The sequence below is a fragment of the Muricoccus pecuniae genome, from assembly GCF_014199205.1.
GTDB lineage: Bacteria > Pseudomonadota > Alphaproteobacteria > Acetobacterales > Acetobacteraceae > Roseomonas > Roseomonas pecuniae.
Genome location: NZ_JACIJD010000001.1, coordinates 390,215 through 416,819, shown reverse-complemented (window position 1 = coordinate 416,819; position 26,605 = coordinate 390,215). Strand labels below are relative to the sequence as shown.

Here is a 26,605-nt window from a genome sequence, read left to right as displayed (position 1 = left end):
ATGCTGTCCAATCTCGACGCGCTGATGCACGGCTTCTCCGTCGCGCTCACCGCCCACCACCTGATGCTCATGATGGCGGGGGTGCTGCTCGGCGTCCTCGTCGGCGTGCTGCCCGGGCTCGGGGCGCCGAACGGCGTCACGCTGCTGCTGCCGCTCACCTTCACCATGGACCCCGTCTCGGCCATCATCCTGCTCACCAGCCTCTACTGGGGGGCGCTGTTCGGCGGGTCCACCACCTCCATTCTCTTCAACATCCCGGGCGAGCCGTCCTCCGTCGCCACCACCTTCGACGGCTACCCCATGGCGCGGCAGGGGCGCGCGAGCGAGGCGCTGACCCTCGCCTTCCTGTCCGCCGGCATCGGCGCGATGGTCGGCATCGTCGTCATCACCCTGCTCTCCAGCGCGGTCGCCTCCTTCGCGCTGCGCTTCGGGCCGCCGGAGTATTTCGCGGTCTACTTCCTCGCCTTCGCCTCATTCATCGCCTTCGGCGGCGGCGCGCCGCTAAAGACGATTGTCTCGCTCGGCCTGGGCTTCGGCTTCGGCATGATGGGGATGGACACCGTCTCCGGCTCCATGCGCCTGACCTTCGACATCCCCGAGCTGATCCGCGGCATCTCCTTCCTCGTCGTCGTGATCGGCCTCTTCGGCCTGGGCGAGTTGCTGCTGACGATCGAGGAAGGGCCGGAGTTCAAGGGGGCGAACGGCCGCCTCGATCCCCGCGCCATGCTGCGGGCCCTTGTCAGCCTGCCGCGCTACTGGGTCGCGGTGCTGCGCGGCAGCGCGGTGGGGGTGTGGATGGGCATCACGCCGGGCGGCCCCACCGCCGCCTCCTTCATGTCCTACGGCCTGGCGCGGCGAATGTCGCGCAACGGCGCCCGCTTCGGCCAGGGCGAGCCGGAGGGCGTGATCGCGCCCGAGACGGCAGACCACTCCGCCGGCACCTCCGCCATGCTGCCCATGCTCGCCCTCGGCATCCCGGGCTCGGCGACCTCGGCGGTCATGCTGGGCGGGCTGATGATCTGGGGGCTGAATCCGGGGCCGATGCTCTTCACCGAGCAGCGCGACTTCGTCTGGGGCATGATCGCCTCGATGTATCTGGGCAACGTGATCGGCGTGGTCCTGGCCCTCGCCACCGTGCCGCTCTTCGCGGCCATGCTCTCCGTCTCCTTCTCCGTCATCGGGCCGATCATCGTCACCGTCTGCCTCGTCGGCGCCTACACCGTCGCGGGCGCGCCGTTCGACCTCTGGCTGGCCCTCGTTTTCGGGGCCGCGGGCTTCCTGATGAAGAAGCTGGACTACCCGCTGGCCCCGCTCGTCCTCGCCATGGTAATCGGCGACAAGGCGGAAGATGCCTTCCGCCAGTCGATGCTCCTCTCCAACGGCTCACTGGGCGTGCTCTGGTCCAACCCGCTGGTCGGCACGCTCTCCACGCTGGCCGTCCTCTTCCTTCTCTGGCCCGTGATGGCCGCGCTTCTCGGCCGGCATCGGACCAGCCGGGCCATGAAGCTCGCCCAGGCGGAGAACCGCGCATGAGGATCGCCTTCCTCGGCCTGGGCCTGATGGGGGCGCCCATGGCGCGCAACCTCCTCGCCGCCGGGCATGCCCTGACGGTCTGGAACCGCAGTCCCGGCAAGGCGGCGCCCCTCGTCCAGGCCGGCGCGGCCGCCGCGCCCTCCGCGGCCGAGGCAGCCGCCGGCGCCGAACTGGTGATCACGATGCTGGAGAACGGCCCGATCGTGGAGGCCGTGCTCTTCGGGGGCGTGGACGCCGCCATCCCGGCGGGATCCATCGTCGCCGACATGTCCTCCATCCGCCCGGCCGAGGCGCAGGACCACGCGCGCCGCCTTGCCGCCCGCGGCGTGCACCACCTGGACGCGCCCGTCTCGGGCGGCACCACCGCCGCGACCGACGGCACGCTGGCCATTATGGCAGGCGGCGAGGCCGAGGTCTTCGCCCGCGCCGAACCCGCGCTGCGCGCCCTGGGCCGGCCCGTGCTGGTCGGGCCCAGCGGGGCCGGTCAGCTCGCCAAGCTGGCGAACCAGGTGATCGTCGGCGCGACCATCGGCGCGGTGGCGGAGGCGTTCCTGATCGCGGCGCGCGGCGGCGCCGATCCCGCGCGGCTGCGCGAGGCCCTGCGCGGCGGCTTCGCCGAGAGCCGCATCCTCGACCTGCACGCCCAGCGCATGATCGAGCGCGACTTCGCCACGCGCGGCCGCTGCGTGACGCATCTGAAGGACCTCGACAACACGCTGGACGCGGCCTCGCGCCTCGGACTCGGCGAGACGCCCTATACTGCCATCACCGCCGGCCTCTTCCGCGACCTGATCGCGGCCGAGGGCGACCCGGACCACTCCGCACTGCTGTTGGAGCTGGAGCGGCGCAATCCCGCCCGGCTTGAGGAAACCACCCCGTGACCGACGACCCGAACGACTACAGGAAACCTGGTGAGCTGCGCTCCCGCGCTTGGTTCGCGCGCCAGGACAAGATGGGCTTCTACTACCGCTCCTGGCTGCGCAACCGCGGCCTGCCCAACGACCAGTTCGACGGGCGCCCGGTGGTGGGCATCTGCAACACCTGGTCCGAGCTGACGCCCTGCAACGGGCATTTCCGCACCATCGCCGAGCACGTGCGCTACGGCATCCTGGAGGCCGGCGGCTATCCGCTGGAATTCCCTGTGCTGAGCCTGGGCGAGACGCAGATGCGCCCGACGGCCATGCTCTACCGCAATCTCGCCTCCATGGACGTGGAGGAGGCGCTGCGCGCCAACCCGCTCGACGGCGTCGTGCTGCTGATGGGCTGCGACAAGACCACGCCCTCCCTGCTGATGGGCGCGGCCAGCGTGGACCTGCCGACCATCGGCGTCTCGGGCGGCCCGATGCTCAGCGGCCACTACCGCGGGCAGAAGATCGGCTCGGGCACCAACACCATCTCCATGAGCGAGCAGCTCCGCGCCGGCGAGATCACGCTGCGCGAGTTCCACGAGGCCGAGGGCGCGATGTCGCGCTCCGCCGGCTCCTGCATGACCATGGGCACGGCCTCCACCATGGCCTCGATGGTCGAGGCGCTCGGCGTCGGCCTGCCCGGCAACGCCGCCATCCCGGCGCCCGATGCGCGGCGCAACGAGCTGGCGCGCCTCGCCGGGCGGCGGATCGTCGAGATGGTGCGGGAGGACATGCGCCTCTCGAAGATCCTGACGCGCCAGGCCTTCGAGAACGCGATCCGGACTCTGGCCGCCATCGGCGGCTCCACCAACGCCGTGGTGCACCTGCTGGCCATCGCCGGCCGCCTCGGCGTGACGCTGGAGCTGGAGGATTTCGACCGGCTGGCGAGCGAAGTGAACTGCCTCGTGAACCTCCGGCCCTCCGGCGAGCACCTGATGGAGGATTTTTACTACGCCGGCGGCCTGCCCGTGGTGCTGCGGGACCTCGTCGAGCGCAGCCTCCTCCACGGCGACGCGATCACCGCCAATGGCCGTACGCTCGCCGAGAACGTGGCGGATGCCCAGTGCTGGAACCGCGACGTCATCCACTCCTACGACGCGCCCTTCAAGGCCCAGGCCGGCATCGCCATCCTGCGCGGCAATCTCTGCCCCGATGGCGCCGTCATCAAGCCCTCCGCCGCATCGCCGCATCTGCTGCAGCACACCGGCCGCGCCGTGGTGTTCGAGAGCATCGAGGACCTGCACGAGCGCATCAACGACGAGGATCTCGACATCGACGAGAGCTGCGTCATGGTGCTGAAATATTGCGGCCCGAAGGGCTATCCCGGCATGGCGGAGGTTGGGAACATGCCCCTGCCGCCGAAGCTGCTGCGCCAGGGCGTGCGCGACATGATCCGCATCTCCGACGCCCGCATGTCCGGCACGGCCTATGGCACCGTGGTGCTCCACGTCGCGCCGGAGGCGATGGCGGGCGGCAATCTGGCGCTCGTGCAGAACGGCGACACCATCACCCTCGACGTGCCCGCGCGCAGCCTGCACCTGCATGTGGACGAAGCGGAGCTCGCCGCCCGCCGCGCCGCCTGGGTGCCGCCCCCTACCCCGCTCGCCGAGCGCGGCTACACCCGCATGTATGTCCAGCACGTGCTGCAGGCCGACAAGGGCGTGGACCTCGACTTCCTCGTCGGCAACAGCGGCGCCCCGGTCGCGCGCGACAACCACTGACCCGCCCTCGGCAGATCCGGAGAGTTGCGATGACCTCGTCCCGTCCCCGCTACCAGGGCGTCTTCCCCGTCGTGCCCACCATCTTCGACGAGGGCGGCGCGCTCGACCTCGCGGGGCAGAAGCGCTGCGTGGACTTCATGATCGATGCGGGGTCCGATGGGCTCTGCATCCTCGCCAACTTCTCCGAGCAGTTCGTGCTCTCGGACCGCGAGCGCGAGGTGCTGACGGCGGAGATCCTGGACCACGTCGCCGGGCGCGTGCCGGTGATCGTGACCACCACGCATTTCTCCACCCGGATCTGCGCCGAGCGGTCCCGCCAGGCACAGGCGGCGGGCGCGGCGATGGTGATGGTGATGCCGCCCTATCACGGCGCCACCATTCGCGTGCCCGAGATCGGGATCCTCGATTTCTTCCGCGGCGTGTCGGATGCAATTGGTATCCCGATCATGATTCAGGACGCGCCCGTCAGCGGCACGGCCCTGTCGGCCACCTTCCTCGCCCGCATGGCGCGCGAGATCGAGCAGGTCTCCTACTTCAAAATCGAGGTTCCCTTCGCCGCAGCCAAGCTGCGCGAGCTGATCGCGCTCGGGGGCGAGGCGGTGGAAGGTCCCTGGGACGGGGAGGAGGCGATCACCCTCATGGCCGATCTCGACGCGGGCGCCACGGGCGCCATGACCGGCGGCGGGTTCCCCGACGGCATCCGGCAGATCGTCGATGCCTATCGCGAGGGGCGGCGTGAGGAGGCGGCGGAGGCCTACCAGCGCTGGCTTCCCCTCATCAACTACGAGAACCGGCAATGCGGCCTTCTCGCGGCCAAGGCGCTGATGAAGGAAGGCGGGGTGATCGCTTGCGACGCACCCCGCGCCCCGCTCCAGCCGCTGCACCCCGCGACGCGCGCGGGGCTGATCGAGGTGGCGCGCCGGACCGATCCGCTCGTGCTCCGGTGGGGCCGGTAGGGTCAGGCGGAAGAAGCGAGGAACGAGCCTCGTGCCAGCGACGAGCTGCTCTGCTGGATGCAATCGTTGGTGTCGAAGCGGCAGTCTGGGGCAAGGGGAGCCAGAAGCGGCCGCCGGCATTCACCCGCGGCTTCTTCCATCCCGACGGGAGTGCTGGCTTTGTCCTACAGGCCGATCGGCCACGCCGCAGCGACGGCGTCCCGCGTAGCCTAAGGGCGCTTCCAGAAGAGGACGGTGTCGGACAGCCCGCCCCCGGCCTCCATGGCGTAGCCGGGGATGGTCCCGGCCTCCTGCCAGCCCAGCGAGCGGTAGAGCCGTTCTCCATCGTCGTCGGCGCGGGTGTCCAGCACCAGAAGCCGGCGCCCGATGCCGCGCGCGGCCTGCTCCACGCGCAGCATGAGCGCGCGTCCAATGCCGCGGCGCCGGAAGGCGGGGTCCACCAGCAGCTTCGTCACCTCCGAGCGATGGGCGGCGTTGGGCTGGGGCGCGAGGGCGAGCTGCACGGTGCCGGCGAGCTGTCCGTCGCACCAGGCGGCGAGCAGCACCGCGCGCCCCGTCGCAACATCGGCGGAGACGCCGCGCCAGAAGGCGCGCGCCACCTCGGGCGAGAGCGGAGGCAGGTAGGAGACGGAGGCGCCGGCCGCGACGCAGGCGACCATGATCTCGGCCAGCCGGCGCTCCGCGCTCGAGGCGGCGGCGGCGTCGAGCGCCTCCACCACCACGCCCGTCGCGGGCTTGGCGTAGCGGAACTCGAGCGACTTCGAGATGTCGTCCAGGATGCGGATGGAGCCCGCCCGGACATAGCCGCGCTTCTCGTAGAAGCGGTGGGCGGATTCGAAGCGCGTGTCCGTCCAGAGGATCATGCGGCGCGCGCCATGGGCGACGGCGTGGCGCTCGGCGCCGTCCAGCAGCGCGTGGGCGAGGCCGCTGCCGCGGGCCGCGCGGGCTACGTACATCCGGCCGATCTCCCAGGCCTCGTCCTCGTCGCGCAGCGGGCGGGTGGCGACCATGCCGACTACCTCGCCATCCTCCGCCTCGGCGGCCCAGAGGGCGCCGCCGTTCTTCGCGAAATGCGTGGCGAGCGCCCGCAGTTCGGGCACCTCCGCATCCACGTCCAGCACGCAGTTCGGGTACTCCGCCCAGGCGTCGCCGATCAGGCGGATGAAGTCATCCGCATCGGCGTCACGGCCGGGGCGGATGGTGAAGCTCATGCCAGGCCCCGGCAGAAGTCCTGGATGCGGGCGCAGGCCTCGCGCAGCGTCTCCGTGTCCGCCGCGTAGGAGAGGCGGATATAGGGGCTCATGGAATAGGCAGCGCCGGAGACGGTGGCGACGTGGTTCTCCTCCAGCAGCGCCATCGCCACGTCCTCGTCGGTCTCCAGCCGCTTGCCGCCCGCGGTCGTCTTGCCGAGACAGCCGGCGACGCTGGGATAGACGTAGAAGGCGCCCTCGGGCTTGTGGCACTGCAGGCCGGGGCACTCGTTCAGCATGGAGACGACGAGGTCGCGGCGCTCGCGGTAGAGGCGCCGCCGCTCCTCCACCCCGTCCTGCGGGCCGTCCAGCGCGGCGATGGTCGCGGCCTGGGCGACGGTGGCGATGCCGTTCGTTGTCTGGCTCTGCATGTTGGTCATCGCCTTGATCAGCGCGCGCGGCCCGCCGCCGAAGCCGACGCGCCAGCCCGTCATCGCATAGGTCTTGGAGGCGCCCGACACGGTGAGGGTGCGCTCGCGCAGCCCGGGCTCGACGGCAGCGATGGAGTGATGCCCGCCCGTGTCCTCGTAGATGATGTGCTCGTACATCTCGTCCGAGAGCACCCAGACATGGGGGTGGCGCATCAGCACATCCGCCAGCGCCTTCACCTCCGCGCGGGTGAGGGCGGCGCCGGAGGGGTTGTTGGGGAAATTCAGCGTCACCCACTTCGTGCGCGGGGTGATGGCGGCCTCCAGGTCCTCGGGGCGCAGCTTGAAGCCGTTGTTCTGCGGGCAGGGCACGAGAACCGGCACGCCGCCGGCCAGCTTGCCGATATCGGCATAGGCCGACCAGAAGGGCGTGGGGATGACGATCTCGTCGCCCGCATCCACGGTGGCGAGGATGGCGTCGAGGATCACCTGCTTGCCGCCATTGGCGACGATGATCTCGTCGAGGGCGTAGTCCAGCCCGTTCTCGCGGCGGAACTTGCGCTGCACGGCAGCCTTCAGCTCGGGCCAGCCGTCATTGGGGGGATACTTCGTCCTGCCCGCCAGCGCCGCCTGATGCGCGGCCTCGATCGCCTCGGGCGGGGTGGCGAAGTCGGGCTCGCCGACCGTCAGGCTGATGACCTCCTGCCCGGCCTCGCGCAGCTCGCGCGCGCGGATGGACATGCGGGTGGAGCCGGAGATGACGATCTCCTGCAGCCTCTGGGCGAGGGCGGGCATTCGGCGGGTTCCAGTGAGCGGATCGGACAAGGGGTGCGCGCCGCCCCGCGGGACGGCGCGCAAGACGTCAGTGCAGGCGAGGCATCAGTTCAGGCCTTGGCAGAAGCGCTGGATGCGCGCGCAGGCCTCGCGCAGCTGCTCCTCGGCCGCGGCGTAGGAGATGCGCATGTAGCCCGGGAAGAGGAAGGCCGAGCCGTGCACGGTGGCGACGCCCTCCTCCTCCAGCAGGGCGAGGACGAAATCCTCGTCCGTCTCCAGCCGCTTGCCCGCCTTGGTCGTCTTGCCCAGGCAGCCCTGGACGGAGGGGAAGACGTAGAAGGCGCCCTCCGGCGTGTTGCAGTGGATGCCCGGCGCCTCGTTCAGCATGGAGACGACGAGGTCACGGCGGCGCTCGAAGGCCTGGCGCATGGTCTCCACATCGTCCTGCGGGCCGTTCAGCGCCTCGACGGCGGCGGCCTGGGAGATGGAGGAGGTGTTGGAGGTGGACTGGCTCTGCAGCTTGTCCATCGCCTTGGTCAGCGCCACGGGAGCGCCGGCGAAGCCGATGCGCCAGCCCGTCATCGCATAGGCCTTGGAGCAGCCGTTCATCGTCAGCGTGCGGTCGCGCAGGCGCGGCTCCACCTCGACGACGGTGGCGAACTTGAAGTCGCCATAGACGAGCTTCTCGTAGATGTCGTCGGTGAAGACCCAGACATGCGGGTGGCGCAGCAGCACGTCCGTCAGTGCCTTGAGCTCTTCGGCCGTGTAGGCGGCGCCCGTGGGGTTGCACGGGTTGTTCAGCATCAGCCACTTCGTCCGGGGCGTGATGGCGGCTTCGAGCTGCTCGGCGGTGATCTTGAAGCCCTGGTTCGGCCCGGCGGGGATCGTCACCGGGGTGCCGTCGGCCAGCGCGACGATGTCGGGGTAGGAGACCCAGCAGGGGGCGGGGATGATGACCTCGTCGCCCTTGTCGAGGGTGGCCACCATCGCGTTGAAGATCACCTGCTTGCCGCCGGTGGAGACGATAATCTCCTCCGGCTTGTAGTCGAGGCGGTTGTCGCGCCCGAACTTGGCGGCAACGGCCTTGCGGAGGGCGGGGGTGCCGGAGACGTCGGTGTAGAGGGTCTGGCCCTCCTCGATCGCCCGGATCGCCGCGTCCTTGATGTTGCGCGGCGTCGGGAAGTCCGGCTCGCCGGCCGAGAGGCTGATGATGTCCCGCCCCGCCGCCTTCATCTCGCGCGCCTTGGTGGAGATGGCGATGGTCTGGGAGGGGGATACCTTGTTCAGGCGCTCGGCGGTGAGGGACATCGTTCCAGTCTTCGAGAGTTTCGCGACGGGGCCGGAACCTAGCCCCCCTCGGCGCGCGGCGGAACCGGCGGAATGCGCATTTCAGCCGCGACGGCGCAATAACAGCCCCACCGCCGCCAGGGTGAGCCCCGCCGCGGCGAGGAGAAGGGTGGCGAGCGCATTCACCTCCGGCGTCATGCCGAGCCGCAGCATGGAGAAGAGGGCCACCGGCAGGGTGGTGCCCGCGGGGCCCGAGGTGAAGGAGGCCAGCACCACGTCGTCCAGCGAGAGGGTGAAGGCGAGCAGCCATCCGGCGGCGAGCGAGGGCGCCATGAGCGGCAGGGTAACGGTGGCGAAGGCCGCCGCGGGGGTGGCGCCGAGGTCCAGCGCCGCCTCCTCCAGGTCGCGCTCACGGCTGGCGAGGCGGGACTGGACGATCACGGCCACATAGGCGCTGCCGAGGGTCGCATGGGCGAGCAGGACCGTCAGCGCCCCCCGCCCCGCGGGCCAGCCGATGGCGGATTCCAGCGCGACGAAGAGCAGGAGGAGGGAGAGGCCCGTCACCACCTCCGGCAGGACGAGCGGCGCCCCCGCCAGGGCGCCGAGCAGCGCGCGCCCGGCGAAGGGGCCGTGGCGGGCGAGCACCCAGCCCGTGGCCCCGCCCAGCAGCACGGCCAGCGTCGCGGCACCGGCGGCGACCCGCAGCGAGAGCCAGGCGGCCTCCAGCAGGCGCTCGTTCGCGGCCAGGGCGGCGAACCAGCGGAGGGAGAAGCCGCCCCATCGGAAGGGGACCGGGCTGGCCGAGAAGGCATAGGCCACCAGCAGCACCACGGGCAGCCAGAGGAAGGCGATGCCGGCCCAGAGGGCGGCGCGGACCGGGCCGGGCATCATCCTTCCCGCCCCAGCCGCTGGAAGAGGAGGATGGGGAGGATCAGCAGGGCCAGCAGCGCGAGGGCCAGGGCGGAGGCGACGGGCCAGTCGCGGTTCCCGAAGAACTCCTGGAAGACCACGCGGCCGACCAGGGTGGCCTCGGGCGGGCCGAGAAGCTCGGGAATCACGTACTCCCCCGCCGCCGGGATGAGAACGAGGAGAAAGGCCGCCGCCATCGCCGGGAAGAGCTGCGGCAGGGTGATGCCGAGGAAGGCGCGGCCCGGCGTGGCGCCGAGATCGGCCGCGGCCTGCTCCAGCGCGGGGTCCAGCCGGGTCGCGGCGGCGAAGACGGGCAGGACGGCGAAGGGCAGGTAGGCATGGACCATGCCCAGGAGCATCGCGCCCTCGGTGTAGAGAAGCGGCACGGGCGCCTCCACCAGGCCGAGGGCGCGCAGCAGGCCATTGATCCAGCCCTCGTCCCGCAGCAGCCCGATCCAGGCGCCGAGGCGGATGAGGAAGCCCGTCCAGAAGGGCAGCAGCACCGCCGCCAGCAGCGCGTCCCGCCACCGCCCCGCGCGGGCGATGGCGATGCCCATGGGGGCGGCGAGCAGGAGGCAGAGCCCGGCCGTGAGGGTGGCGGTGACGAGGGACTGCGCCAGCGAGTCCCGGTAATGCGGGTCCTCCAGGATCAGGCGAAGGTTCTCGGGGTTGATCCCCTCCCCTCCCCAGGGCGGGCTGTAGGGCGGCACCCCCTCCGCCTGCCAGGAGAGGGCCATCACCGCCACCAGCGCGAGCGGCGCGGCGACGAGCAGGGCGAGCCAGAGGCCGGGGAGGAGGCGAAGGGCGATCCTCATGCGCGCAGCGGCACCACCGAGGCGGCGTCCCAGCTCACGCGCAGCTCGGCCCCGGGCGGGGGCGGGGCGCCGTCCTCCTCCGCGTGCAGCACGCGCAGGGTGGCGCCGCCGGCGAGGCGGACGAGCAGAAGCGTGCTCTCGCCGCGGAAAGCGGCGTCCTCCACCCGGCCGGCCGCCGTGTTCTCGCCGATCGCCGGGCCGATCCGCACGCGCTCCGGCCGCAGGGCGACGGCCTCCACCCCCAGCGGGAGCGGCGCGGCCGGGCGCAGGGTGCAGGCGGCGCCGGGGCTCTCCAGCGCCCCGTCGGCGGTGCGGGTGCCGGTGATGACATTGGCGGCGCCCAGGAACTCGGCGACGAAGCGGGTGGCGGGACGGTCATAGACCTCGCGCGGCGGGGCGACCTGGACGAGGCGGCCGCGATCCATCACCGCCACGCGGTCGGCCAGGGCCAGGGCCTCGGCCTGGTCGTGGGTGACCATGACGAAGGCGGCGCCGCTCTCCCGCTGGATGGCGCGCAGCTCGAAGCCCGTGCGCTCCCGCAGGTTGGCGTCCAGCGCGCCCAGGGGCTCGTCCAGCAGGAGCAGGCGCGGCCGCTTCACCAGGGCACGGGCGAGGGCCACGCGCTGGCGCTGCCCGCCCGAGAGGGCATGCGGGCGGCGCGACTCCAGCCCCTCCAGCCGCAGCATGGAGACAGCCTCCGCCACGCGCGACGCGATCTCCGCGCGTGGCCGGCCCTCGCGCTTCAGCCCGTAGGCGATGTTTGCCGCCACCGTCATGTGCGGGAAGAGCGCGTAGGACTGGAACATCATGTTCACGGGCCGGCGGTGCGGCGGCACGCCGAGGAGATCCGCGCCGTCCAGCATCACCGTGCCGGAATCCGGCCGCTCGAAGCCCGCGACGACGCGCAGCAGGGTGGACTTGCCCGAGCCCGAGCCGCCGAGCAGCGCGAGGAACTCGCCGGGTGCGACATCGAGCGTCACGCCGTCCAGCGCCGCAACACTGTCGAAGCGCCGCGTGACGCCGCGGAGGGAGAGGCGTGGCGGGGTCACCGCTCCCGCGCCGTCGCCCGTCAACGGCCGGCCTTGAAGCGGGACCAGGAGCGGGCGCGGGCGCGCTCCGCCGCCGGGCCGGGGGCGGAGACGGTGAAGCTGCGCGCGATGGCCTCCGGCGGGGGATAGATGTTCGGGTCCGCCGCCACCTCCGCGCGCAGATGCGGGCGGGAGGCCGGGACGGCGTTGGGATAGCGCACCTGATTCGTCACCCCCGCGATCACCGCCGGGCGCAGCATGTAGTCGATGAACCGCTGGGCGGCCTCGGGATTGGGTGCGTCGGCGGGAATGGCGAGCATGTCGAACCAGAGCTGCGCGCCCTCCTTCGGCTGCGCATAGGCCAGGCCGCCATTCGGGGCGCGGTTCTGCGCCTGCACGACGTCACCGGAATAGGTGAGCACGGCGCAGTACTCCCCCTGCGCCAGCGCGTCGGTGATGGCGGCGGAGGAGATGATGGCGCGCACATGCGGGCGGATGGCCAGCAGTGCGGCCTCGGCGGCGCGGGCATCGGCGGCGTCGGCGCTGTTGGGATCCTTGCCCAGCCAGCGGAGGACGGAGGGGATCACGTCGATGCCGCTGTCCATGATGGCGATGCCGCAGCGCGCGATTCGGGCCGCGTTCTCCGGTTTGAGAAGCAGGTCGAAGCTGTCCAGCGGCGCGTCGGGCGCCAGCGCCCGGATGCGGTCCGGCCGCAGGCCGAGGCCGATCGTGCCCCAGAGATAGATGGCGCCGTGCCGGTTGCCGGGATCGCTTCCCGCCACCTGGGCCAGCAGCGCGGGATCCTGGTTGCCCCAGTTGGGAATGGCGGCGCGGTCCAGCACGCGCAGCGCGCCGGCGCGGGCCAGGCGCGCGAAGCTCGGCTCGCTGGTGGGCACGATCACGTCGTAGCCGGAGCGGCCGGCGGAGAGCTTGCCCTCCAGCGTCTCCAGGCTGTCGAACACGTCGTAGCGGACCCGGATGCCCGTCTCCTGCTGGAAGCCCTCGATCGCGCGGGGATCGATGTAGTCGGTCCAGTTGTAGACGTTCAGCACGGGCTGCGCGGCCGCCGTCCAGGCGAGGGCTAGGGCCGGCAGGAGGGCGAGCAGGAAGGGGCGGAAGGGGTTCATGCCGTCTCCCGGAGGGCGCTGGGGGCGGTTGAGGTTATGGCGAAGCGCGGCGGGCGCAAGCTGGGTATTTTTTCTAGCATGATCTAGGAAGTATTTCTTGACATAGGACAAAGCCTCGGTTACCTCCCCTCCTATCAACGGGACAACTGCGCCCGCATCCCATCCGCCCCCTTCCGCCCCGCCCGGCCCCCGCCGGAGCGGGGTTTTTCGCGTCCGCCCGCAGGAGCCGTGCCCGCATGCCCTACAACTCCAGCAACCTGATCCCGCTCGTCGCGGCGGACAGCTTCACCCTCTGGCTCTACAAGACCACGGACAGCAGGGCGACGGTCCTGTCCGCCGGCTACTTCACCCCCGCGGCCAACCGCCTGCTGGCCGGCCATATGGTGGTCCTCCAGGCCTCGGACGCCACCGCGCTCCTGCCGGTCCGCAGCAATGCGGAGGTCGGCAACGGGCTGGTGGTGGATGCCTCGTCCTCCCCGATCCGGCTCAGCGGCGCGGGCTCGCTCGACCTCGGCGCCGACCTGGCGGCCGCGGCGATCGCGCGCTGCGTCTCCCTCGGCGCCATGCCCAGCGGCGTGAACGAGGGCGAGACCTTCACGGTGCACGCCACCGCCTCGGGCGCGACCACGAACCTCCGGTTCAGCATCCTGGACGCCGCGGGCAGCGTGGTGCGCGGCCCCATCACCGTCGCCGTCGCCGCCGGCGTGGCGAGCACCACCTTCACCGCGCCTACCCCCGGCAACGGCTACCGGCTGAAGGTGGAGGACGCGGCGGATGCCCTGGTCGCGCTGCTCTCCCCCAGCTTCGTCGTCCTCCCCGCCTTCGCGCTGCTCCTCGAGTCCGGGTTCAACCTCCTCGCCGAGACCGGCACCCGGCTCGTGATGTAGCGCCGCCCGACCGTCCCAGCTTCCTCCCCCCGACGCCGCCCCCATCACGGAGCCGCAAGCCCCCATGCCCGACAGCAAGATCACCGATCTTCCGCCAGCCACCGCCCTGACCGACACGGACATCTCCCCTTTCGTGCAGGGCGTGGGTTCCGCGGCCGAGACACGCAGGACCACCTTCGGCCAGATCCGCACCACCCTCATGGCCGACCGCCCCCTGCATGTCCGCGACTACGGCGCGGTGGGCAACGGCACCACGGATGACACGGCCGCCTTCCAGGCCGCCCTGAACGCCGCCGCGGCCTCGGGCGGCGTCGTGCTCGTCGGGCCGCGCCGCTACCTCATCGACAGCGCGGACCTCGTCATCCCCGCCAATGTCACGCTCCAGGGCGGCGGCGATCCCGGTGGCTGGCGCGTGAACAACGACTACAGCGCCCTGCCCTACTGCCTCGTGCTGAACCCCGCGCGCACGATCCGCCTGCGCCGGAACGCGGCGCTGGAGCAGGTGGCGATCCTGCGCAAGGGCTTCACCGCGCCCACCACCCTCCGCGAGGCGCTGGACTGCATCGCCGCCTTCTCCGGCACGGCGGTCAGCATCGGCGACGGCACGACGGGCAGCAGCGCGACCAACGCGACCGACGCCTCCGTGCGCGGCCTGCTGATCATCGGCTTCAACTGGGGCATCTACAGCAACGGCGCGAGCCGCACGCGCATCCGGGACGTGCTGGGCGACTGCACCAACGGCCTCTATCTCGGCAAGTCCTACGACATCTCGCACAACGAGCGCATCAACTGGCACCCGCTGGCCACCACGGGCCGAACCTTCTCCTCGCCCAGCTACAACGTCATCGGCTGCGTCAACAACGGATCGGGCCTCGTCCGCCTCACCCTGGGCTCGGCGCATGAGCTGCGGTCGGGCGACCTCGTCGTCGTCTCCGGCGTGGGCGGGGTGGCGGGCGCGAACGGGCGCTTCACCATCGCCGGCGTGCCCAGCGCCACCACGCTGGACCTGGCCGGCAGCAGCTTCTCCGGCAGCTTCAGCAACGGCGGCACGGTCAATCCCACGCCGACCCACCGGCGCGGCAAGGCCTTCTGGGTCTACGACTCCGACATGCCGAACTTCGTCAACTGCTTCGAATTCGGCCATGACACCGGCTGGCATCTGGACGACCTGACGCATTCCGGCCAGTTCGTGAACTGCGGCCTGGACGGCATCGTCGTCGATCCCGCGACGATCGGCGTCCAGATCAGCGCCCAGGCGAACCGCAACAAGTGGTATGGCGGCTTCTGGTCCAGCAAGGGCCGCGCGCTGGTGGTGGACTGCCAGTCGGCCGACCACAACACCATCGCCGGCGTCATGCTGCCCGCGGGCTCTGGCCGTTCGGTGGAGCTGCTGGACGGTGGCCTCGTGCTGATGGGCTGCGACATCTACGGCGCCGTCCACGTCTTCGATAACGCCGACAGCCTGCAGATCCTGGGCTGCGACATGAAGAGCGCGAGCCTCACGGGGCAGAGCGCGGCCGCCATCCAGAAAGTCCAGATCTCGGGCAGCCGGATGAACAACGCCGTCGGGATCGCGCGCCAGATCGGCGGGCAATCGGAACTGGCGGCGATCTCCTCCGCCGGCGCGATCGAGACGCGGCTCTCGGCCCGCTCGGACGGCATCGTCGCCCTGCACCGCCGCAATGCGAGCACGGGCGCGATGCTGCGCCTGCACGGCAGCGCGGACACCGCTGCGGCCTCGCTCAGCGTGGCCGGGTCGGACATCCAGCTCTCGGGCGACGCCTCGCTGAACCCGAACCCGGTCTATGCCCTCGGCAACAACGGCATGACGCAGCCGCTGACGCTGCGCCTGCGCCGCCTCTCGGCCACGCCGGCCGCGAACGACCGCTTGGCCGCGCTGGAGGCGAACGGCAACAACAGCGCCTCGGCGGAGGTGACCTTCGGCCGCATCGCGGCGGTGGCAGAGGCCGTGACGACGGGGGCGGAATCCGGCGCCATCGTCGTCGAGACGCGCTCGGCGGGCACGCTCGCGGAGCGCCTGCGCATCGCCGCCAACGGCGCTGTGACGCTGACGGGGCCGCTGACCCTGCCGGCCGATCCGGCCGCCGCGATGCAGGCCGCGACGCGCAACTACGTGGACAACAGTTACGTCCAGCGCGCCATGCCCATGGCCGTCACCTCCGCCGCGACGGCGCTGATCTTCGCCTCGCACAACGCGCGGATGGTGGTCGCCAACGCCGGTACGACGCTCTCCCTCGACTGGGCGGCGACCGGCAACGGCTTCGCCTGCATGGTCGTGAACCGCACCGCGGCCGACCTCGCGATCACGCTCACCGGCTTCTCCTCGGCGATCGTGAATGCTGACGGCTACACGAAGATCCGTGCGGGCGCCGTCGCCAGCCTCCTCGTCCTCTCGCCCGATGGAGGCACGACGAAGCTTTGCTACCTCACCGGCGGAGGAGCGCCATAATGATCGGAGCCACTCCTTCCATCCACGCGCTCGGCGGCGGGCCGCTCCGGCTCATCGCGCCGGGCAGCCTTCTTTCCCCAATCCTTCCGGCGCGCACGACCGCGGGCCTGGCACTGGGCGCCGACGGCACGAGCTGGGCCGAGGTCGCGGCCGGCACCCCACGCTTTCACGGCGTGGGGCGGCGACTGCTGATCGAGGGCCAGCGCACCAACGGCGTCCGCAACCCCCGTGCGGAAGGAGCGGTGGCCGGCACGCCGGGCACGTTGCCGACGAACTGGAACCTGCAGCCCGTCAGCGGTGTCTTATGCCAGGTCGTCGGCATGGTCAGCACCGGTGGGATGAGCGCCCTACGGCTGCGTCTCTCCGGGACAGCCGGTGTGACGGGGGCTTTCATCATCAGCTTCGATGCCGCGAATGCCTGCCCGGCCGGACCGAACCAGACCTGGACCGGGGCGGCGTTCCTACGGCGCGTCGAGGCACCGGCACCGTTCGGCGGCTACGGCCTGCGCCTGATCGCGCGCGACGGCGCGGGAGCCACGGTGGAGAGCGTCATCAACACCCTGGTCGCTCCCTCGTCGGCGATGGAGCGGCGTAGCCATACGCGCACCACGGGCACCAGTACCTCCATCACTCACATGCAGCACGGCTTGTCGCTGTCCTGCACGGCCGGCCAGGCCTATGACGAGACGCTGGAGATCGGCTGGCCGACGCTGGAGCAGGGCGCCTTCGGCTCCTCGCCCATCCTGCCGCCAGCGGGCGCCCCCGCCGCAGCCACGCGCGCCGCCGACGCGCCGAGCCTCGCGCTGACGCCCGCCCAGGCGGCGCGCGGAACGCTGGTGGGGACGTTCATGCTGCCCCAGGCCGCGGCTTCCTCCAACCAGGGCCTGCTCTGCCTGGACGACGGCACGCTCAGCAATCGCATCGTCCTGCGGAACGCGAGTGGCGGGAGCCTCGTCAACGCCCTCAAGGTGATCAGCGGCACGGTCATCGGCATCGGCAGTCTCGGGAGTCTCACCTCCGGCGTGCCCTTCAAGGTGGCGCTGGCCTGGGACGCCGCAGGGACGAGCGTGTCGATGGGCGGCTCGGCTTCCGTCAACGTCGCGGGCGCCATTCCCTCCATCAGCCGCCTGCTGATCGGCCACAACCAATCCGACCTCGTTGGTGCCACCTTCGGCGAGATCGGTGCGCTCGACCTCCACCCCACCCGCCTGCCGGACGCGGCCCTGCAGGCGCTCACCGCGAACTAGAGGAGATCCCCCCATGTCCGACCTGACCGATTACGCCCGCAACCTGCTGGCCCGCGCCATCTGCGCCCGTGCGCCGGGCCTGCCCGGCAATGTCTTCGCCGCGCTCGGCACCGGCGGCTCCGCCTCGGCGGGGCTGACCGGGGAGCCGGTGGGCAATGGCTATGCCCGCCAGCGCGTGACCTTCACCGGCACGGGCGCCCAGCGCAACGCGGAGGCGATCCGCTTCGTCTTCTCCGCCGCCGCCGGCACGCTGAGCCATGTGGCGCTCTACGACGCGGCCTCGGGCGGCAACCCGCTGCTCGTCTCGCCGCTCAACGCCGCCGTCACGATGACGGGCGCCGGCACGGTGACGTTGGCGGCGGAGAGCCTGGTGGTGAACCCGTCCTGACGCTTCCGGGGCACCCTCCCTAGTGCCAGTCCCGGCTGGACGGGAAGGCGGGGCCGCGCGGGTCGGGCCGGTGGTCCGTCCCGCGCGCGACCTCGTCGGCCCGCGCCAGCGGCACCGCCAGGGCGCCCATCCCGTGGAGACCATCGAGCAGCGCGGAGCGGTCCGAGAGGCGCTCGCCAACGAGATGCACGATCGGCACCGCGCCGCCGTCGTAGCGCTCCACCCTGCCCTCCACCAGCAGCAGCCGCGCCGCCACCACGGGCGCGCGGTTCGCCTCGATCACCCGGGGGTGCAGCACGAGGTTGATCGTGCCGAACTCGTCCTCCAGCGTGAAGAAGACGGTGCCCCTCGCGCTGCCCGGCCGCTGCCGCACGAGCACGAGCCCGGCCGTGCGGATCCTCTGCCCCCCGCGCGCCGCCGCCACCGCGCGGCTGTCCCGCAGGCCGAGCCGTGCCAGCCGCTCCCGCAGCAGCGCCACTGGATGCGCGCGCAGCGTCAGCCCCGTCGCGCCGTAGTCCAGCGCCGTCTCCTCCCCCTCTGTCTCGCCGGGCAGGGATGGGGCGGCCTCGGCCGCGGCGAAGAGCGGCAGCGGAGGCGGGGCGGCGCGCTCCACGGCCGCCGCTTCCCACAGGGCGCGACGGCGCTCCAGCCCGAGGCCGCGGAAGGCATCGGCCCGCGCCAGCGCGTCCAGCGCGCGCCGGCCCAGCCCGGCCTCCGCCAGGGCCGCGGGCGTGACGCGCGGGCGCATGGCGGCCACCGCCTCCCCCTCCTCCCTCGGCAGTCCCGAGACCTGGCGCAGCCCCAGCCGCAGCGCCCATCCCTCGCCGTCCCGCTCCAGCGTGCAGTCCCAGTCGCTGGCCGTCACGTCCACCGGGCGCACCGCGACCCCGTGCGCCCGTGCGTCGCGCACGATCTGCGCGGGGGCGTAGAAGCCCATGGGCTGGCTGTTCAGCAGCGCGCAGGCGAAGGCCGCGGGATGGTGGCGCTTGATCCAGGCGGAGATGTAGACGAGCTGGGCGAAAGAGGCGGCGTGGCTCTCGGGGAAACCGTAATCGCCGAAGCCCCTGATCTGCCGGAAGCAGCGCGCGGCGAAGTCGGGCGTGTAGCCGCGGCCGGTCATGCCGTCGATGAACTCCCGCTCGAAGACGCCGAGATCGCCGCCGTGCCGCCACGCCGCCATCGCGCGACGCAGCGCGTCCGCACGATCGGGCGTGAAGCCCGCGCCGACGATGGCGATCTCCATCGCCTGCTCCTGGAAGAGCGGGATGCCCAGCGTGTTCCGCAGCACCTCCTCCAACTCCGCCCTCTCGTACTCCACCGGCTCCAGCCCCTCGCGGCGGCGAAGATAGGGGTGCACCATGTCGCCCTGGATCGGGCCGGGGCGCACGAGCGCCACCTCGATCACCAGGTCATAGAAGCAACGCGGCCGCATGCGCGGCAGCATGTTCATCTGCGCCCGGCTCTCCACCTGGAAGACGCCGATCGAATCCCCGCGCGAGAGCATCTCGTAGGTTGCCGGATCGTCCTGCGGCACCGCCTGAAGGTTCAGGTCCAGCCCCTCGTGGCGGCGGAGGAGGTTGAAGGCGCGCCGGATGCAGGAGAGCATCCCGAGACCCAGCACATCGACCTTCAACATCCGCAGCACCGCGATGTCGTCCTTGTCCCACTCGACGGTGTGGCGGTCCTCCATCGCCGCCTTCGTCACGATGGCGAGGTCGGTCAGCCTGCCGCGCGTGATGATGAAGCCGCCGACATGCGTCGCCAGGTGGCGCGGGAAGCCGTGCAGCTCCCCCGCCAGGTCCATCGCCATGCCGAGGCGCGGATCGGCCTCCGGGTCCAGCCCCGCGCCGCGCGCGACGTCGCGCAGCGTCTCCGCGCCATCGTGCCACGACGCCTTGGCGAGCCGCCCCGTGATGTCGTCGGACAGGCCGAGCGCGCGCCCGACCTCCCGCACCGCGCTGCGCGTGCGGTAGCGGATGAGCGTCGCCGCCAGGGCGGCGCGGTCGCGGCCGTAGCGCTCGTAAATGTGCTGGATCACCTCCTCGCGCCGCTCGTGCTCGAAGTCGATGTCGATATCGGGCGGCTCGCCGCGCGCGTCGCTCAGGAAGCGCGCGAAGAGCAGGCGGTGCTTGGAGGGATCGACGGCGGTGATGCCGAGCACGTAGCACACCGCCGAATTCGCCGCCGATCCCCGCCCTTGGCAGAGAATGCCCTTTGACTTTGCAAAGCGCACGATCTCGTGGACCGTCAGGAAGTAGGCCGCGTAGTCCCGGCGCGCGATCAGCGCCATTTCCTCGGCGATCTGCGCCGCCACCTTCGGCGCCGGCCCCTGCGGCCATCTCTCCCGCACCGCCTCGGCCACGCGCCGCGCCAGGGTCTCCTGCGCGCTCAGGCCGGGCTCCAGGATCTCCTCGGGATACTCGTAGGAGAGGTCGCGCAGGCTGAAGCGGCAGGCCTCCATCACGCGCAGGGTCGCCTCCACCGCGTCCTCATGGCCGGCGAAGAGGCGCCGCATCTCCGCCTCGCCCTTCAGATGCGCCTCGGCATTCGCCTGGGCGTGGAAGCCCAGCGCATCCACCGTCACGCCCAGCCGGATCGCGGCCAGCACGTCCGCCAGCCGGCGGCGCGAGGCCGCGTGCATCCGCACCCCGCCCGCGGCCAGCAGCCCCGCCCGGGCGGAGCCCGCCATCGCCGAGAGGAGTCGCAGCCGCCGCCGGTCGTCGCCGCCGAAGCGGTGCTGGGCCGCGACGAAGAGGGGCAGCGCCAGGGCACGCCGCATCGCCTCCGCGTCGCGCCGCAGGCGGTGCGCGAAATCCTCGCCCGGCGCGTCGGGCGGCAGGATCGCCATCACCTGCCCCTCGGCGGCGGCGACCAGCGCCTCGCGCGGGATGCGGCACTCCCCCTTCTCCCCCGCCATCCGCGCGGCGGAGAGCAGGCGGGAGAGCCGCGCATAGGCGGCTCGGTCCGTCGGCCAGACGAGGTATTCCCCCCCGTCCTCCAACGCCACGCGGCAGCCATGGACGAAGCGGATGCCGGCCCCCTCCGCCGCCGCCATGCCGCGCACCAGCCCGGCGAAGGAGTTGCGGTCCGCGATGCCGATGGCGGCATGGCCCAGCCGCTTCGCCGCCGCCACCAGCTCCCAGGGATGCGACGCCCCCTCCAGGAAGGTGAAGTTCGACATCGCGGCGAGTTCCGCGAAGCCGCTCACGGCAGGATCCCGTGCAGGTACCAGCGCGACGAGCCCGGGCCGCCGGAGCGGCAGACCCAGAGGCGGCGGCCATCGGGTATCTCCAGCCGGTAGTAATCGCGCACGGGGCGGCCGGGGCGGTCCCGCCACCATTCCGGCTCCAGCCGCTCCGGCCCCTCGGCCGCGCGCACGGGGATCCAGCGGGCGCGCCAGAGGATGCGGACGGGCGGGTCGTCCGGCAGCAGCGCCATCGCCTCCAACCGCTCCGGCCGGCGCAGCAGGCGCAGCGGGCGCGGGCGCGCGGCCCAGCCCGCCGGCACCGCTGCCGGCGCCGTCCCTGGGGCGAGCGGGTCGGCGCGCACCACCGCCCGCTCGGGCCAGTGGCTCTCCCGCGGGCGCAGGCCCCAGGCGGGCAGGCGCTGCGCCACGCGGTCCAGAAGCGCGGCCAGGGCGGCGCGCCCGTCCTCCCCCTCCAGCCCGGACTGGGCGGCGGCCAGGAGCTCCGTCGCCTCCGCCAGCAGCGCGATACGGTCGAAGCCGAAGCCCGGGGCCAGTTCCTCCAGCCGCGGGGAGAGAAGGCGCGAGAGGTGGCGCGGGTCGCGGCTGGCCAGGCCGAGGCCGACCGCCAACTCCTGCACCCCGCCATCGGCCCGGTGGGCGCGCAGGACGAGACGCCGCAGCCCCCGCCCCTCCCTCTCCAGCCCCGCGCAGAGCCGCGCGAGCAGATGCTCCGCCGCGATCTCGATGGCGGTGCGGGTGATCAGGGGCTCCTCGACATCGAGCGCCGCGTGCCGGTCGGGCGGGGGGCGGATGCTGCGGAAGGGCGCCGGGACAATTCCCGTCGCGCGGTCGAGGGCGAGGACCAGCCCGGCCCCGAAGCGGCGGGCGAGCGGCGCGCGGGGCTGGGACAGCACCTCCCCGATCCGGTGCAGGCCCAGGCGGCGCAGGCCGGCCGCCACCCCGGCCTCCAGCCGCAGGACCTCGATGGGCAAGGGGGCCAGGGCCGTCGCCTCCCCACCCCCCGGCACGAGGGCCGGGATGCCGCAGCGGGCCAGCGCCATGGCCGCCGCCGCGCTGCCCGCCACGGCCCCGGAGGCCGCGTGACCCAGCCGCGCGAGCCCGGCCACGGCGCGCCGCAGCACCTCCCCTTCCCCCCCGTGCAGGCCCACCGCGCCGGTGATGTTCACGAGCAGCCCGTCCGGCGGCTCCGGCGCCGCGAGCGGGGCGATGCGCAGGGACCAGAGGGCGAGGTCCGACAGCCGCGCCGCCGCCGCCTCCGGCCTGTCGGGATGGGCCGGCACACCCGGCGCCAGGGCCTGCGCATCGCCCAACGCCTGGCCGGGCCGGACGCCCAGGGCCAGCGCCGCCGGATCCGCCGCGGCCACGAGGCGCCGGTTTCCCTGCATGTGCCAGGTGAGGACGGGGCCGGGCAGGCGCAGGATCTCGGTGGCCAGCCATGGCAGGTGCAGGGCGAGGAAGCGCGGCCCGGGTCCCGGCTCTCCTTCCGGAAGGCTTGCGGCGGGGCTTGCGGGGCCGAGCGGCGCCCGCAGCCTCGGCGGCTCGCAAGCGCGGCGCCTCACGCGCGCCGTCCCGGCCGGCGGGCGCGATCAAGGCGGGGTGGGGCTGCCGAATCGTGGAGCATGTTCGCCAAATGTTCCGGTCATTCGGCGAACTGGCAAGCCTCTCGACGGGGCGCAGGGGCCAAGCCCCAGGCCCGGTCGGATAGGGGGCTACTGGATGGCGGGTGCCGGCTCGTAAGGCGCGAAGCCTGCGGCGAGGGCGGAGAAGCGGGCGCGCATTCCCGTCGCATCCGCGGGCGCACCGCTCATGGGCATTTCGGAGATGCAGCGCTCCAATTCCTCCCGCAAGGATCGCAGCGCCTCAACGCGCCGCCCTACGGGAAGGCGGGACAGGATTCGATCGAACGCCTCCGTCACGGCCTGCTCAAGAGCATCCTCCGTTTCGGCGGCCTGCATGGGCAACTGTTCCATTGCACGCTCTCCCTGAGCCATGCCGTTTGTAGCCCATCCAGGGGCTGCACAGGCATCGCTGTCCACGCCAGCGCAGCACAAGATCGCGAGAGTGTTCCCGCAGCGGTTGAAATTTCCCGATCCTTCCAGGCGCCTCGCGATCCGCGCCGCAGTTGGTCGCGCAGCATCGAATCAGCCGGCAGGAAACGCTGCCTCAGGCCGCGTGAAGCGGTTGCGCCACGGCGCGCAGCCGGGCGGCCCGTTCCTCGAGCCCCGCGATGTTCGAGAATGTATGGGCAATGTCCGCAAGCTTGCCTTGCTCGGCGCAGCCCGGAACCGCTCCTTCGAAGGCCGCCAGCACGGCGTCCGCCAGCATGCCCATGAGTGGGCTGAAGCGCGCTGCGCAACCCGCGGGCCCGGCCCATTCCGGCGCGGCACCCCACCAGAGGATATCGAGCAGCCTGCCCGGCTCCGTCATGGCGAAAACATCGCGCGCCACCTCCGCCACCGCGTCCAGCACGGACTGCTTCATCGCGGCGTCGTGGTCCGCTCCGTCCAGTTTGAGGCGGAGATCGCGCAGCACACTGTGAAGCACCGGTTCGGAAGGGCAGAGGACGGGGGCGCCGATCATCGTGCCCGTGCTGTCCTCCAGCATTCCCGGCGCTTCCAGCGCATTCACCAGGGGGTGGTAGTCGTGATCGCCGCTCCAGTCGAACTGGCCGCGGAAGAAGCTCTCGTCATAGCCCCTGGGAACGCCGGAGAAGCTCACCGCCACGTCGCGCCCGCTGCGAAGGATCTCGAACAGGGCCAGTTCCAGCGTGTTGACGGGCCAACCGAGATCCACCGCGCTCCAGAACCGGCCGGGCTCGTGCTCTCCGGCCAGGGCGAGCGCGTTGACCAGCAGATGCGTTGCCTGGCGCAAGTTCTGCACGTTGAAATGACGGTCCGGGCCGTGCAGCCGGACATGACCGTCGCGGATGCCCTCCGCGATCTCGCGCGCGACCACGCCGTTCTCCAGCACATGGGTGAAGCGCGTCATGGCGAAGAGCGTGGGGCCGCCCGAGCGCGCCGCCCGCGCCCACTGGACCTCTGCGAGCTTCTTGCTCGCGGTGTACACGTGATCCGTAAGATAGGCGTAGCACTTCCCCGTCGAGGAATAGACGGCCTGGGCGACTCCGTGCCGCCGGCAGGCCTCGATCACGTTGGCGGTGCCGAAGACATTCGTGTCCACCGCCTCTCCCACCACCAGCTCGGCCTTGCCGGGCTCGCGGATACTGGCGAGGTGAAAGACCACCTCCGGCCGCGCCTTCGCGAAGGCCGCATCAAGCGCGGCGGGATCGCGGATGTCGGCCTGAAGCCAGCTTCCGTCCCCCTGGTGGGGCACGATGTCGAGGTTGACCAGCTCGGCCGGGCCGAAGCCGGCGATCAGCCCGCGCAGCCGCGTCCCCACGCAGCCCGACCCGCCCGTCACCAGCACGCGCCGGCCGCGCAGGCGCCGCTCCGCCGCTGCGTGATGGAGATCGACGCTGCGCGTCAGGGCAAGCTCCATCGGATCCTGCGCGAGCCGCCCCTCCTCCCGCATCGTCCGGATGAGGGATCGCGTCGCGGAGCGGAGCTCCACGAGATCCTCTTCCGATGGAGGACGATGCAGGCTGGAGAGTTCGGCAATGCGACGCACAAGATCAACGCTCGACGGAACCGGCATGGCCGGGATCGCTCCTTCCGGCATCTCGCCTGGAACAGGCGGATCAGGGAAGGCTACCGAGGACATCTGGACCGTGCACATGAAAAACGTTTCATTGTCGAAAAAACTTAACAACCCAGATCTCGGCTCGGCAGCCTCGTGGACAGCTAGGTATCCATAGCTTCGTTGATGGGAACGAGAGCGGTCGAGACTTTTTCCCAGGCCGCGAAGCCGCCCTCCAGATTGGTGAGCAGGCGGGAATCATAGCCTGCTGCGGCAAGCGAGCGGATGACAGCGGCACTGCGGACCCCGCCCTGACAGTAGAGCACCACCTCACGCGAATGGGGAATCGCCGCGAGCACCGCGTCAGCATCCCTCCCCGAAGCGCGCAGCGCGGCTTCGATCTCGGGCTTCGGCAGCGTCAGGGCACCCGGGATGACGCCGCCCGCCCATTCCGGCGGGTTGCGGACATCCAGCAGAAGGACATCCTCGCCGGCGTCCAGCCTCGCGAGCAACGCCTCGGCGGTGATACTGCCACCCGGCTGCGGCGCGGAGCAGACCATCGGCTCGGCCCGCAGCACGATCTCCCCGGACGGCTTGCTGCAACAGGGGCAGTTCGGCGACTTGGCGAGGGTGACGGTGTCGAAGCTGAGGTCGAGCCCGTCATAGACGAGCATGCGCCCGATCATCGGCGTGCCGATCCCGGAGATGAGCTTGATCGCTTCCGTGGCCTGGAGCGCGCCGATCACCCCGGGGAGCACGCCGAGCACGCCCGCCTCGGCGCAGTTGGGCGCGAGCTCCACCGGGGGCGGCTCGGGGAACAGGCAGCGGTAGCAGGGGCCGCGGCGCGCATCGAAGACGCTGAGCTGCCCGTCGAAGCGCAGCACGCCCCCGAAGACATTCGGCTTGCCCAGCTTCACGCAAGTATCGTTCACGAGATAGCGTGTCGGGAAGTTGTCGGTCCCATCGATGATCACGTCGTAACCCGAGATCAGTTCCAGCGCGTTCTCGACCGACAGGAAGACGTCGTGCCGCTCGATCACCAGTTCCGGATTGAGGTCGAGCATCCGTGCGGCGGCACTCTCGGTTTTCAGGCGGCCGAGCGTCGAGTAGCCGTGCGCGATCTGCCGCTGCAGATTCGTCTCCTCGACGCGATCCGGATCGACGAGGCCGATCCGGCCCACACCGGCCGCCGCGAGATAGAGCGCCGTCGGGCTGCCGAGTCCCCCCGCGCCGATGAGCAGGGCGCTGCCGGCCTTCAGCCTGCGCTGCCCCTCGATGCCGAACTCGGGGAGGATGAGATGCCTGCCGAAGCGGCGCATCTCAGTCTCGCTGAGTTGCGCCTGTCGAAACACGCTCTCCACGGTTCAGCCTCCCGCGATGCTGGCGAGGATGCGCACCTCATCCTGCTCGCCCACGGGCGTTTCCAGACCCTGCAGCAAGCGGATGTCCTGCCCGTTCCTCGACACCACCACAAAGGGGCGCAGCTTCTCCCCCGCGAAAAGATGGCTGCGCATTTCCGGAGCCGTCCGGGTGAGACTATCGAGAACGGAGGCGACCGTTTCACCCTCGACGGTCAGGCGCGCGTGCTGCGCCGTGTACCGCCGCAACGAGCTTGGGACCAGAATGACCGCCATTGCTGCTCTCCCGCACGAGGCACCGCCTCAACCGGTCCGGGAGCATAACCCCGCATTTTTCTTATTATATAGATAAGGCCCCCAGAAGCGCACGCCTCACGCGATCGTGCAACCTTAACAGATCCGTAACGAAAATGGAGGGGTTTGATCTTTGTGCTAACAGATTCGGGTTGGCGCAAGAACACTGCTAACCGCGACCTGAACTGCCCCTGCTACCGCCAGCCCGGCCGGCACCTCTTGGCGAGGTCGCTCCCAAGGGAGGAATCATCAGAGGGAGGGATGGTGCTGCCAGAGAGGATTGAACTCTCGACCTCTCCCTTACCAAGGGAGTGCTCTACCACTGAGCTACGGCAGCGTCCGGCCTGTGGGCGAGGCGCTACCTAGCCGCTGTCCCCGCCCCGCGCAACCCTTGCCTCTCCACCTCCTCACTTGACGCGGCCGCCTCTTCGCAGAATGGCT

Annotated in this window: 20 protein-coding genes and 1 tRNA gene; 8 read left to right on the top strand and 13 right to left on the bottom strand. The window is 71.5% G+C overall.

Annotated elements, in window-relative coordinates; translation table 11 throughout:
• The 4 genes from FHS87_RS01850 to FHS87_RS01835 are packed head-to-tail and all read left to right on the top strand — an operon-like array spanning window position 1 to window position 5,118.
• Window positions 1–1,533, top strand: coding sequence for a tripartite tricarboxylate transporter permease (locus FHS87_RS01850; protein ID WP_184513200.1), 1,533 nt, complete (start codon window positions 1–3; stop codon window positions 1,531–1,533).
• Entirely contained in the window at window positions 1,530–2,414 is an 885-nt protein-coding gene (locus FHS87_RS01845; protein ID WP_184513198.1) for an NAD(P)-dependent oxidoreductase, read from the top strand. Before FHS87_RS01850 ends, FHS87_RS01845 begins: the two co-directional genes overlap by 4 nt.
• Window positions 2,411–4,162 (top strand): IlvD/Edd family dehydratase, encoded by a 1,752-nt coding sequence (locus tag FHS87_RS01840; RefSeq protein ID WP_184513196.1) that lies wholly within the window; start codon window positions 2,411–2,413, stop codon window positions 4,160–4,162. The genes FHS87_RS01845 and FHS87_RS01840 overlap by 4 nt, the downstream gene beginning before the upstream one ends.
• A gap of 29 nt (window positions 4,163–4,191) precedes the next feature.
• A complete protein-coding gene (locus tag FHS87_RS01835) occupies window positions 4,192–5,118 on the top strand; it encodes a dihydrodipicolinate synthase family protein (protein ID WP_184513194.1) in 927 nt (308 codons plus the stop codon).
• Window positions 5,119–5,327: 209 nt separating this feature from the next.
• Here FHS87_RS01835 and FHS87_RS01830 read toward each other — a convergent pair whose 3' ends face one another.
• The 7 genes from FHS87_RS01830 to FHS87_RS01800 all read right to left on the bottom strand — a co-directional run bounded on the left by FHS87_RS01830 (window position 5,328) and on the right by FHS87_RS01800 (window position 12,676).
• A complete protein-coding gene (locus FHS87_RS01830) occupies window positions 5,328–6,329 on the bottom strand; it encodes a GNAT family N-acetyltransferase (protein ID WP_184513192.1) in 1,002 nt (333 codons plus the stop codon).
• A complete protein-coding gene (locus tag FHS87_RS01825; protein WP_184513190.1) occupies window positions 6,326–7,531 on the bottom strand; it encodes a pyridoxal phosphate-dependent aminotransferase in 1,206 nt (401 codons plus the stop codon). Before FHS87_RS01825 ends, FHS87_RS01830 begins: the two co-directional genes overlap by 4 nt.
• Before the next feature lie 84 nt (window positions 7,532–7,615).
• On the bottom strand, window positions 7,616–8,818 hold the full coding sequence (locus FHS87_RS01820) for a pyridoxal phosphate-dependent aminotransferase (protein ID WP_184513188.1): 1,203 nt from the start codon (window positions 8,816–8,818) through the stop codon (window positions 7,616–7,618).
• Between the two features lie 81 nt (window positions 8,819–8,899).
• A complete protein-coding gene (locus tag FHS87_RS01815) occupies window positions 8,900–9,685 on the bottom strand; it encodes an ABC transporter permease subunit (protein ID WP_246417725.1) in 786 nt (261 codons plus the stop codon).
• Window positions 9,685–10,521, bottom strand: coding sequence for an ABC transporter permease (locus FHS87_RS01810; RefSeq protein WP_184513183.1), 837 nt, complete (start codon window positions 10,519–10,521; stop codon window positions 9,685–9,687). The genes FHS87_RS01815 and FHS87_RS01810 overlap by 1 nt, the downstream gene beginning before the upstream one ends.
• Window positions 10,518–11,570, bottom strand: coding sequence for an ABC transporter ATP-binding protein (locus tag FHS87_RS01805; RefSeq protein WP_184513181.1), 1,053 nt, complete (start codon window positions 11,568–11,570; stop codon window positions 10,518–10,520). Before FHS87_RS01805 ends, FHS87_RS01810 begins: the two co-directional genes overlap by 4 nt.
• Before the next feature lie 20 nt (window positions 11,571–11,590).
• The gene (locus FHS87_RS01800; protein WP_184513179.1) at window positions 11,591–12,676 is read right to left on the bottom strand and encodes an extracellular solute-binding protein; all 1,086 of its coding nucleotides are present in this window, start codon (window positions 12,674–12,676) and stop codon (window positions 11,591–11,593) included.
• Window positions 12,677–12,912: 236 nt separating this feature from the next.
• Between FHS87_RS01800 and FHS87_RS01795 the strand changes: the two genes are divergently transcribed.
• The 4 genes from FHS87_RS01795 to FHS87_RS01780 all read left to right on the top strand — a co-directional run bounded on the left by FHS87_RS01795 (window position 12,913) and on the right by FHS87_RS01780 (window position 17,668).
• Window positions 12,913–13,563 carry a hypothetical protein gene (locus tag FHS87_RS01795; protein ID WP_184513177.1) on the top strand — a complete coding sequence of 217 codons (651 nt, stop codon included), beginning with the start codon at window positions 12,913–12,915 and terminating at the stop codon, window positions 13,561–13,563.
• Window positions 13,564–13,627: 64 nt separating this feature from the next.
• Window positions 13,628–16,033: a glycosyl hydrolase family 28-related protein gene (locus FHS87_RS01790; RefSeq protein ID WP_184513175.1), complete on the top strand. Its 2,406-nt coding sequence runs from the start codon at window positions 13,628–13,630 to the stop codon at window positions 16,031–16,033.
• Window positions 16,033–17,280 (top strand): hypothetical protein, encoded by a 1,248-nt coding sequence (locus tag FHS87_RS01785; RefSeq protein ID WP_184513173.1) that lies wholly within the window; start codon window positions 16,033–16,035, stop codon window positions 17,278–17,280. Before FHS87_RS01790 ends, FHS87_RS01785 begins: the two co-directional genes overlap by 1 nt.
• Window positions 17,281–17,293: 13 nt before the next feature.
• Complete coding sequence (locus FHS87_RS01780; RefSeq protein ID WP_184513171.1) at window positions 17,294–17,668, top strand: phage tail fiber protein; 375 nt, start codon at window positions 17,294–17,296, stop codon at window positions 17,666–17,668.
• Window positions 17,669–17,687: 19 nt separating this feature from the next.
• On the opposite strand, the gene FHS87_RS01775 is transcribed toward FHS87_RS01780, so the two are convergent.
• The 6 genes from FHS87_RS01775 to FHS87_RS01755 all read right to left on the bottom strand — a co-directional run bounded on the left by FHS87_RS01775 (window position 17,688) and on the right by FHS87_RS01755 (window position 26,501).
• Window positions 17,688–20,876, bottom strand: a complete 3,189-nt coding sequence (locus FHS87_RS01775; RefSeq protein ID WP_312861844.1) for an error-prone DNA polymerase — start codon at window positions 20,874–20,876, stop codon at window positions 17,688–17,690.
• Window positions 20,873–22,435 carry a Y-family DNA polymerase gene (locus tag FHS87_RS24420; protein WP_246417723.1) on the bottom strand — a complete coding sequence of 521 codons (1,563 nt, stop codon included), beginning with the start codon at window positions 22,433–22,435 and terminating at the stop codon, window positions 20,873–20,875. The genes FHS87_RS01775 and FHS87_RS24420 overlap by 4 nt, the downstream gene beginning before the upstream one ends.
• Before the next feature lie 604 nt (window positions 22,436–23,039).
• Window positions 23,040–24,446, bottom strand: coding sequence for a polysaccharide biosynthesis protein (locus FHS87_RS01770; protein WP_184513167.1), 1,407 nt, complete (start codon window positions 24,444–24,446; stop codon window positions 23,040–23,042).
• A 230-nt stretch (window positions 24,447–24,676) separates the two neighbouring features.
• Window positions 24,677–25,873, bottom strand: coding sequence for a molybdopterin-synthase adenylyltransferase MoeB (gene moeB, locus FHS87_RS24415; RefSeq protein ID WP_312861843.1), 1,197 nt, complete (start codon window positions 25,871–25,873; stop codon window positions 24,677–24,679).
• 3 nt (window positions 25,874–25,876) lie between these two features.
• Window positions 25,877–26,146, bottom strand: a complete 270-nt coding sequence (locus tag FHS87_RS01760; protein WP_184513165.1) for a MoaD/ThiS family protein — start codon at window positions 26,144–26,146, stop codon at window positions 25,877–25,879.
• Between the two features lie 280 nt (window positions 26,147–26,426).
• Window positions 26,427–26,501 (bottom strand) — tRNA-Thr (locus FHS87_RS01755).
• Window positions 26,502–26,605: the final 104 nt, after the last annotated feature.

What these genes read in the sequence shown, in the direction of transcription:
- FHS87_RS01795 (WP_184513177.1), top strand. Translation starts at nt 12,913, where the DNA reads ATGCCCTACAACTCCAGCAACCTGATCCCGCTCGTCGCGGCGGACAGC.
- FHS87_RS01760 (WP_184513165.1), bottom strand. Translation starts at nt 26,146, where the DNA reads ATGGCGGTCATTCTGGTCCCAAGCTCGTTGCGGCGGTACACGGCGCAG.
- FHS87_RS01845 (WP_184513198.1), top strand. Translation starts at nt 1,530, where the DNA reads ATGAGGATCGCCTTCCTCGGCCTGGGCCTGATGGGGGCGCCCATGGCG.
- FHS87_RS01815 (WP_246417725.1), bottom strand. Translation starts at nt 9,685, where the DNA reads ATGCCCGGCCCGGTCCGCGCCGCCCTCTGGGCCGGCATCGCCTTCCTC.
- FHS87_RS01835 (WP_184513194.1), top strand. Translation starts at nt 4,192, where the DNA reads ATGACCTCGTCCCGTCCCCGCTACCAGGGCGTCTTCCCCGTCGTGCCC.
- FHS87_RS01785 (WP_184513173.1), top strand. Translation starts at nt 16,033, where the DNA reads ATGATCGGAGCCACTCCTTCCATCCACGCGCTCGGCGGCGGGCCGCTC.
- FHS87_RS01850 (WP_184513200.1), top strand. Translation starts at nt 1, where the DNA reads ATGCTGTCCAATCTCGACGCGCTGATGCACGGCTTCTCCGTCGCGCTC.
- FHS87_RS01830 (WP_184513192.1), bottom strand. Translation starts at nt 6,329, where the DNA reads ATGAGCTTCACCATCCGCCCCGGCCGTGACGCCGATGCGGATGACTTC.
- FHS87_RS01790 (WP_184513175.1), top strand. Translation starts at nt 13,628, where the DNA reads ATGCCCGACAGCAAGATCACCGATCTTCCGCCAGCCACCGCCCTGACC.
- FHS87_RS01780 (WP_184513171.1), top strand. Translation starts at nt 17,294, where the DNA reads ATGTCCGACCTGACCGATTACGCCCGCAACCTGCTGGCCCGCGCCATC.
- FHS87_RS01810 (WP_184513183.1), bottom strand. Translation starts at nt 10,521, where the DNA reads ATGAGGATCGCCCTTCGCCTCCTCCCCGGCCTCTGGCTCGCCCTGCTC.
- FHS87_RS01800 (WP_184513179.1), bottom strand. Translation starts at nt 12,676, where the DNA reads ATGAACCCCTTCCGCCCCTTCCTGCTCGCCCTCCTGCCGGCCCTAGCC.
- FHS87_RS01825 (WP_184513190.1), bottom strand. Translation starts at nt 7,531, where the DNA reads ATGCCCGCCCTCGCCCAGAGGCTGCAGGAGATCGTCATCTCCGGCTCC.
- FHS87_RS01820 (WP_184513188.1), bottom strand. Translation starts at nt 8,818, where the DNA reads ATGTCCCTCACCGCCGAGCGCCTGAACAAGGTATCCCCCTCCCAGACC.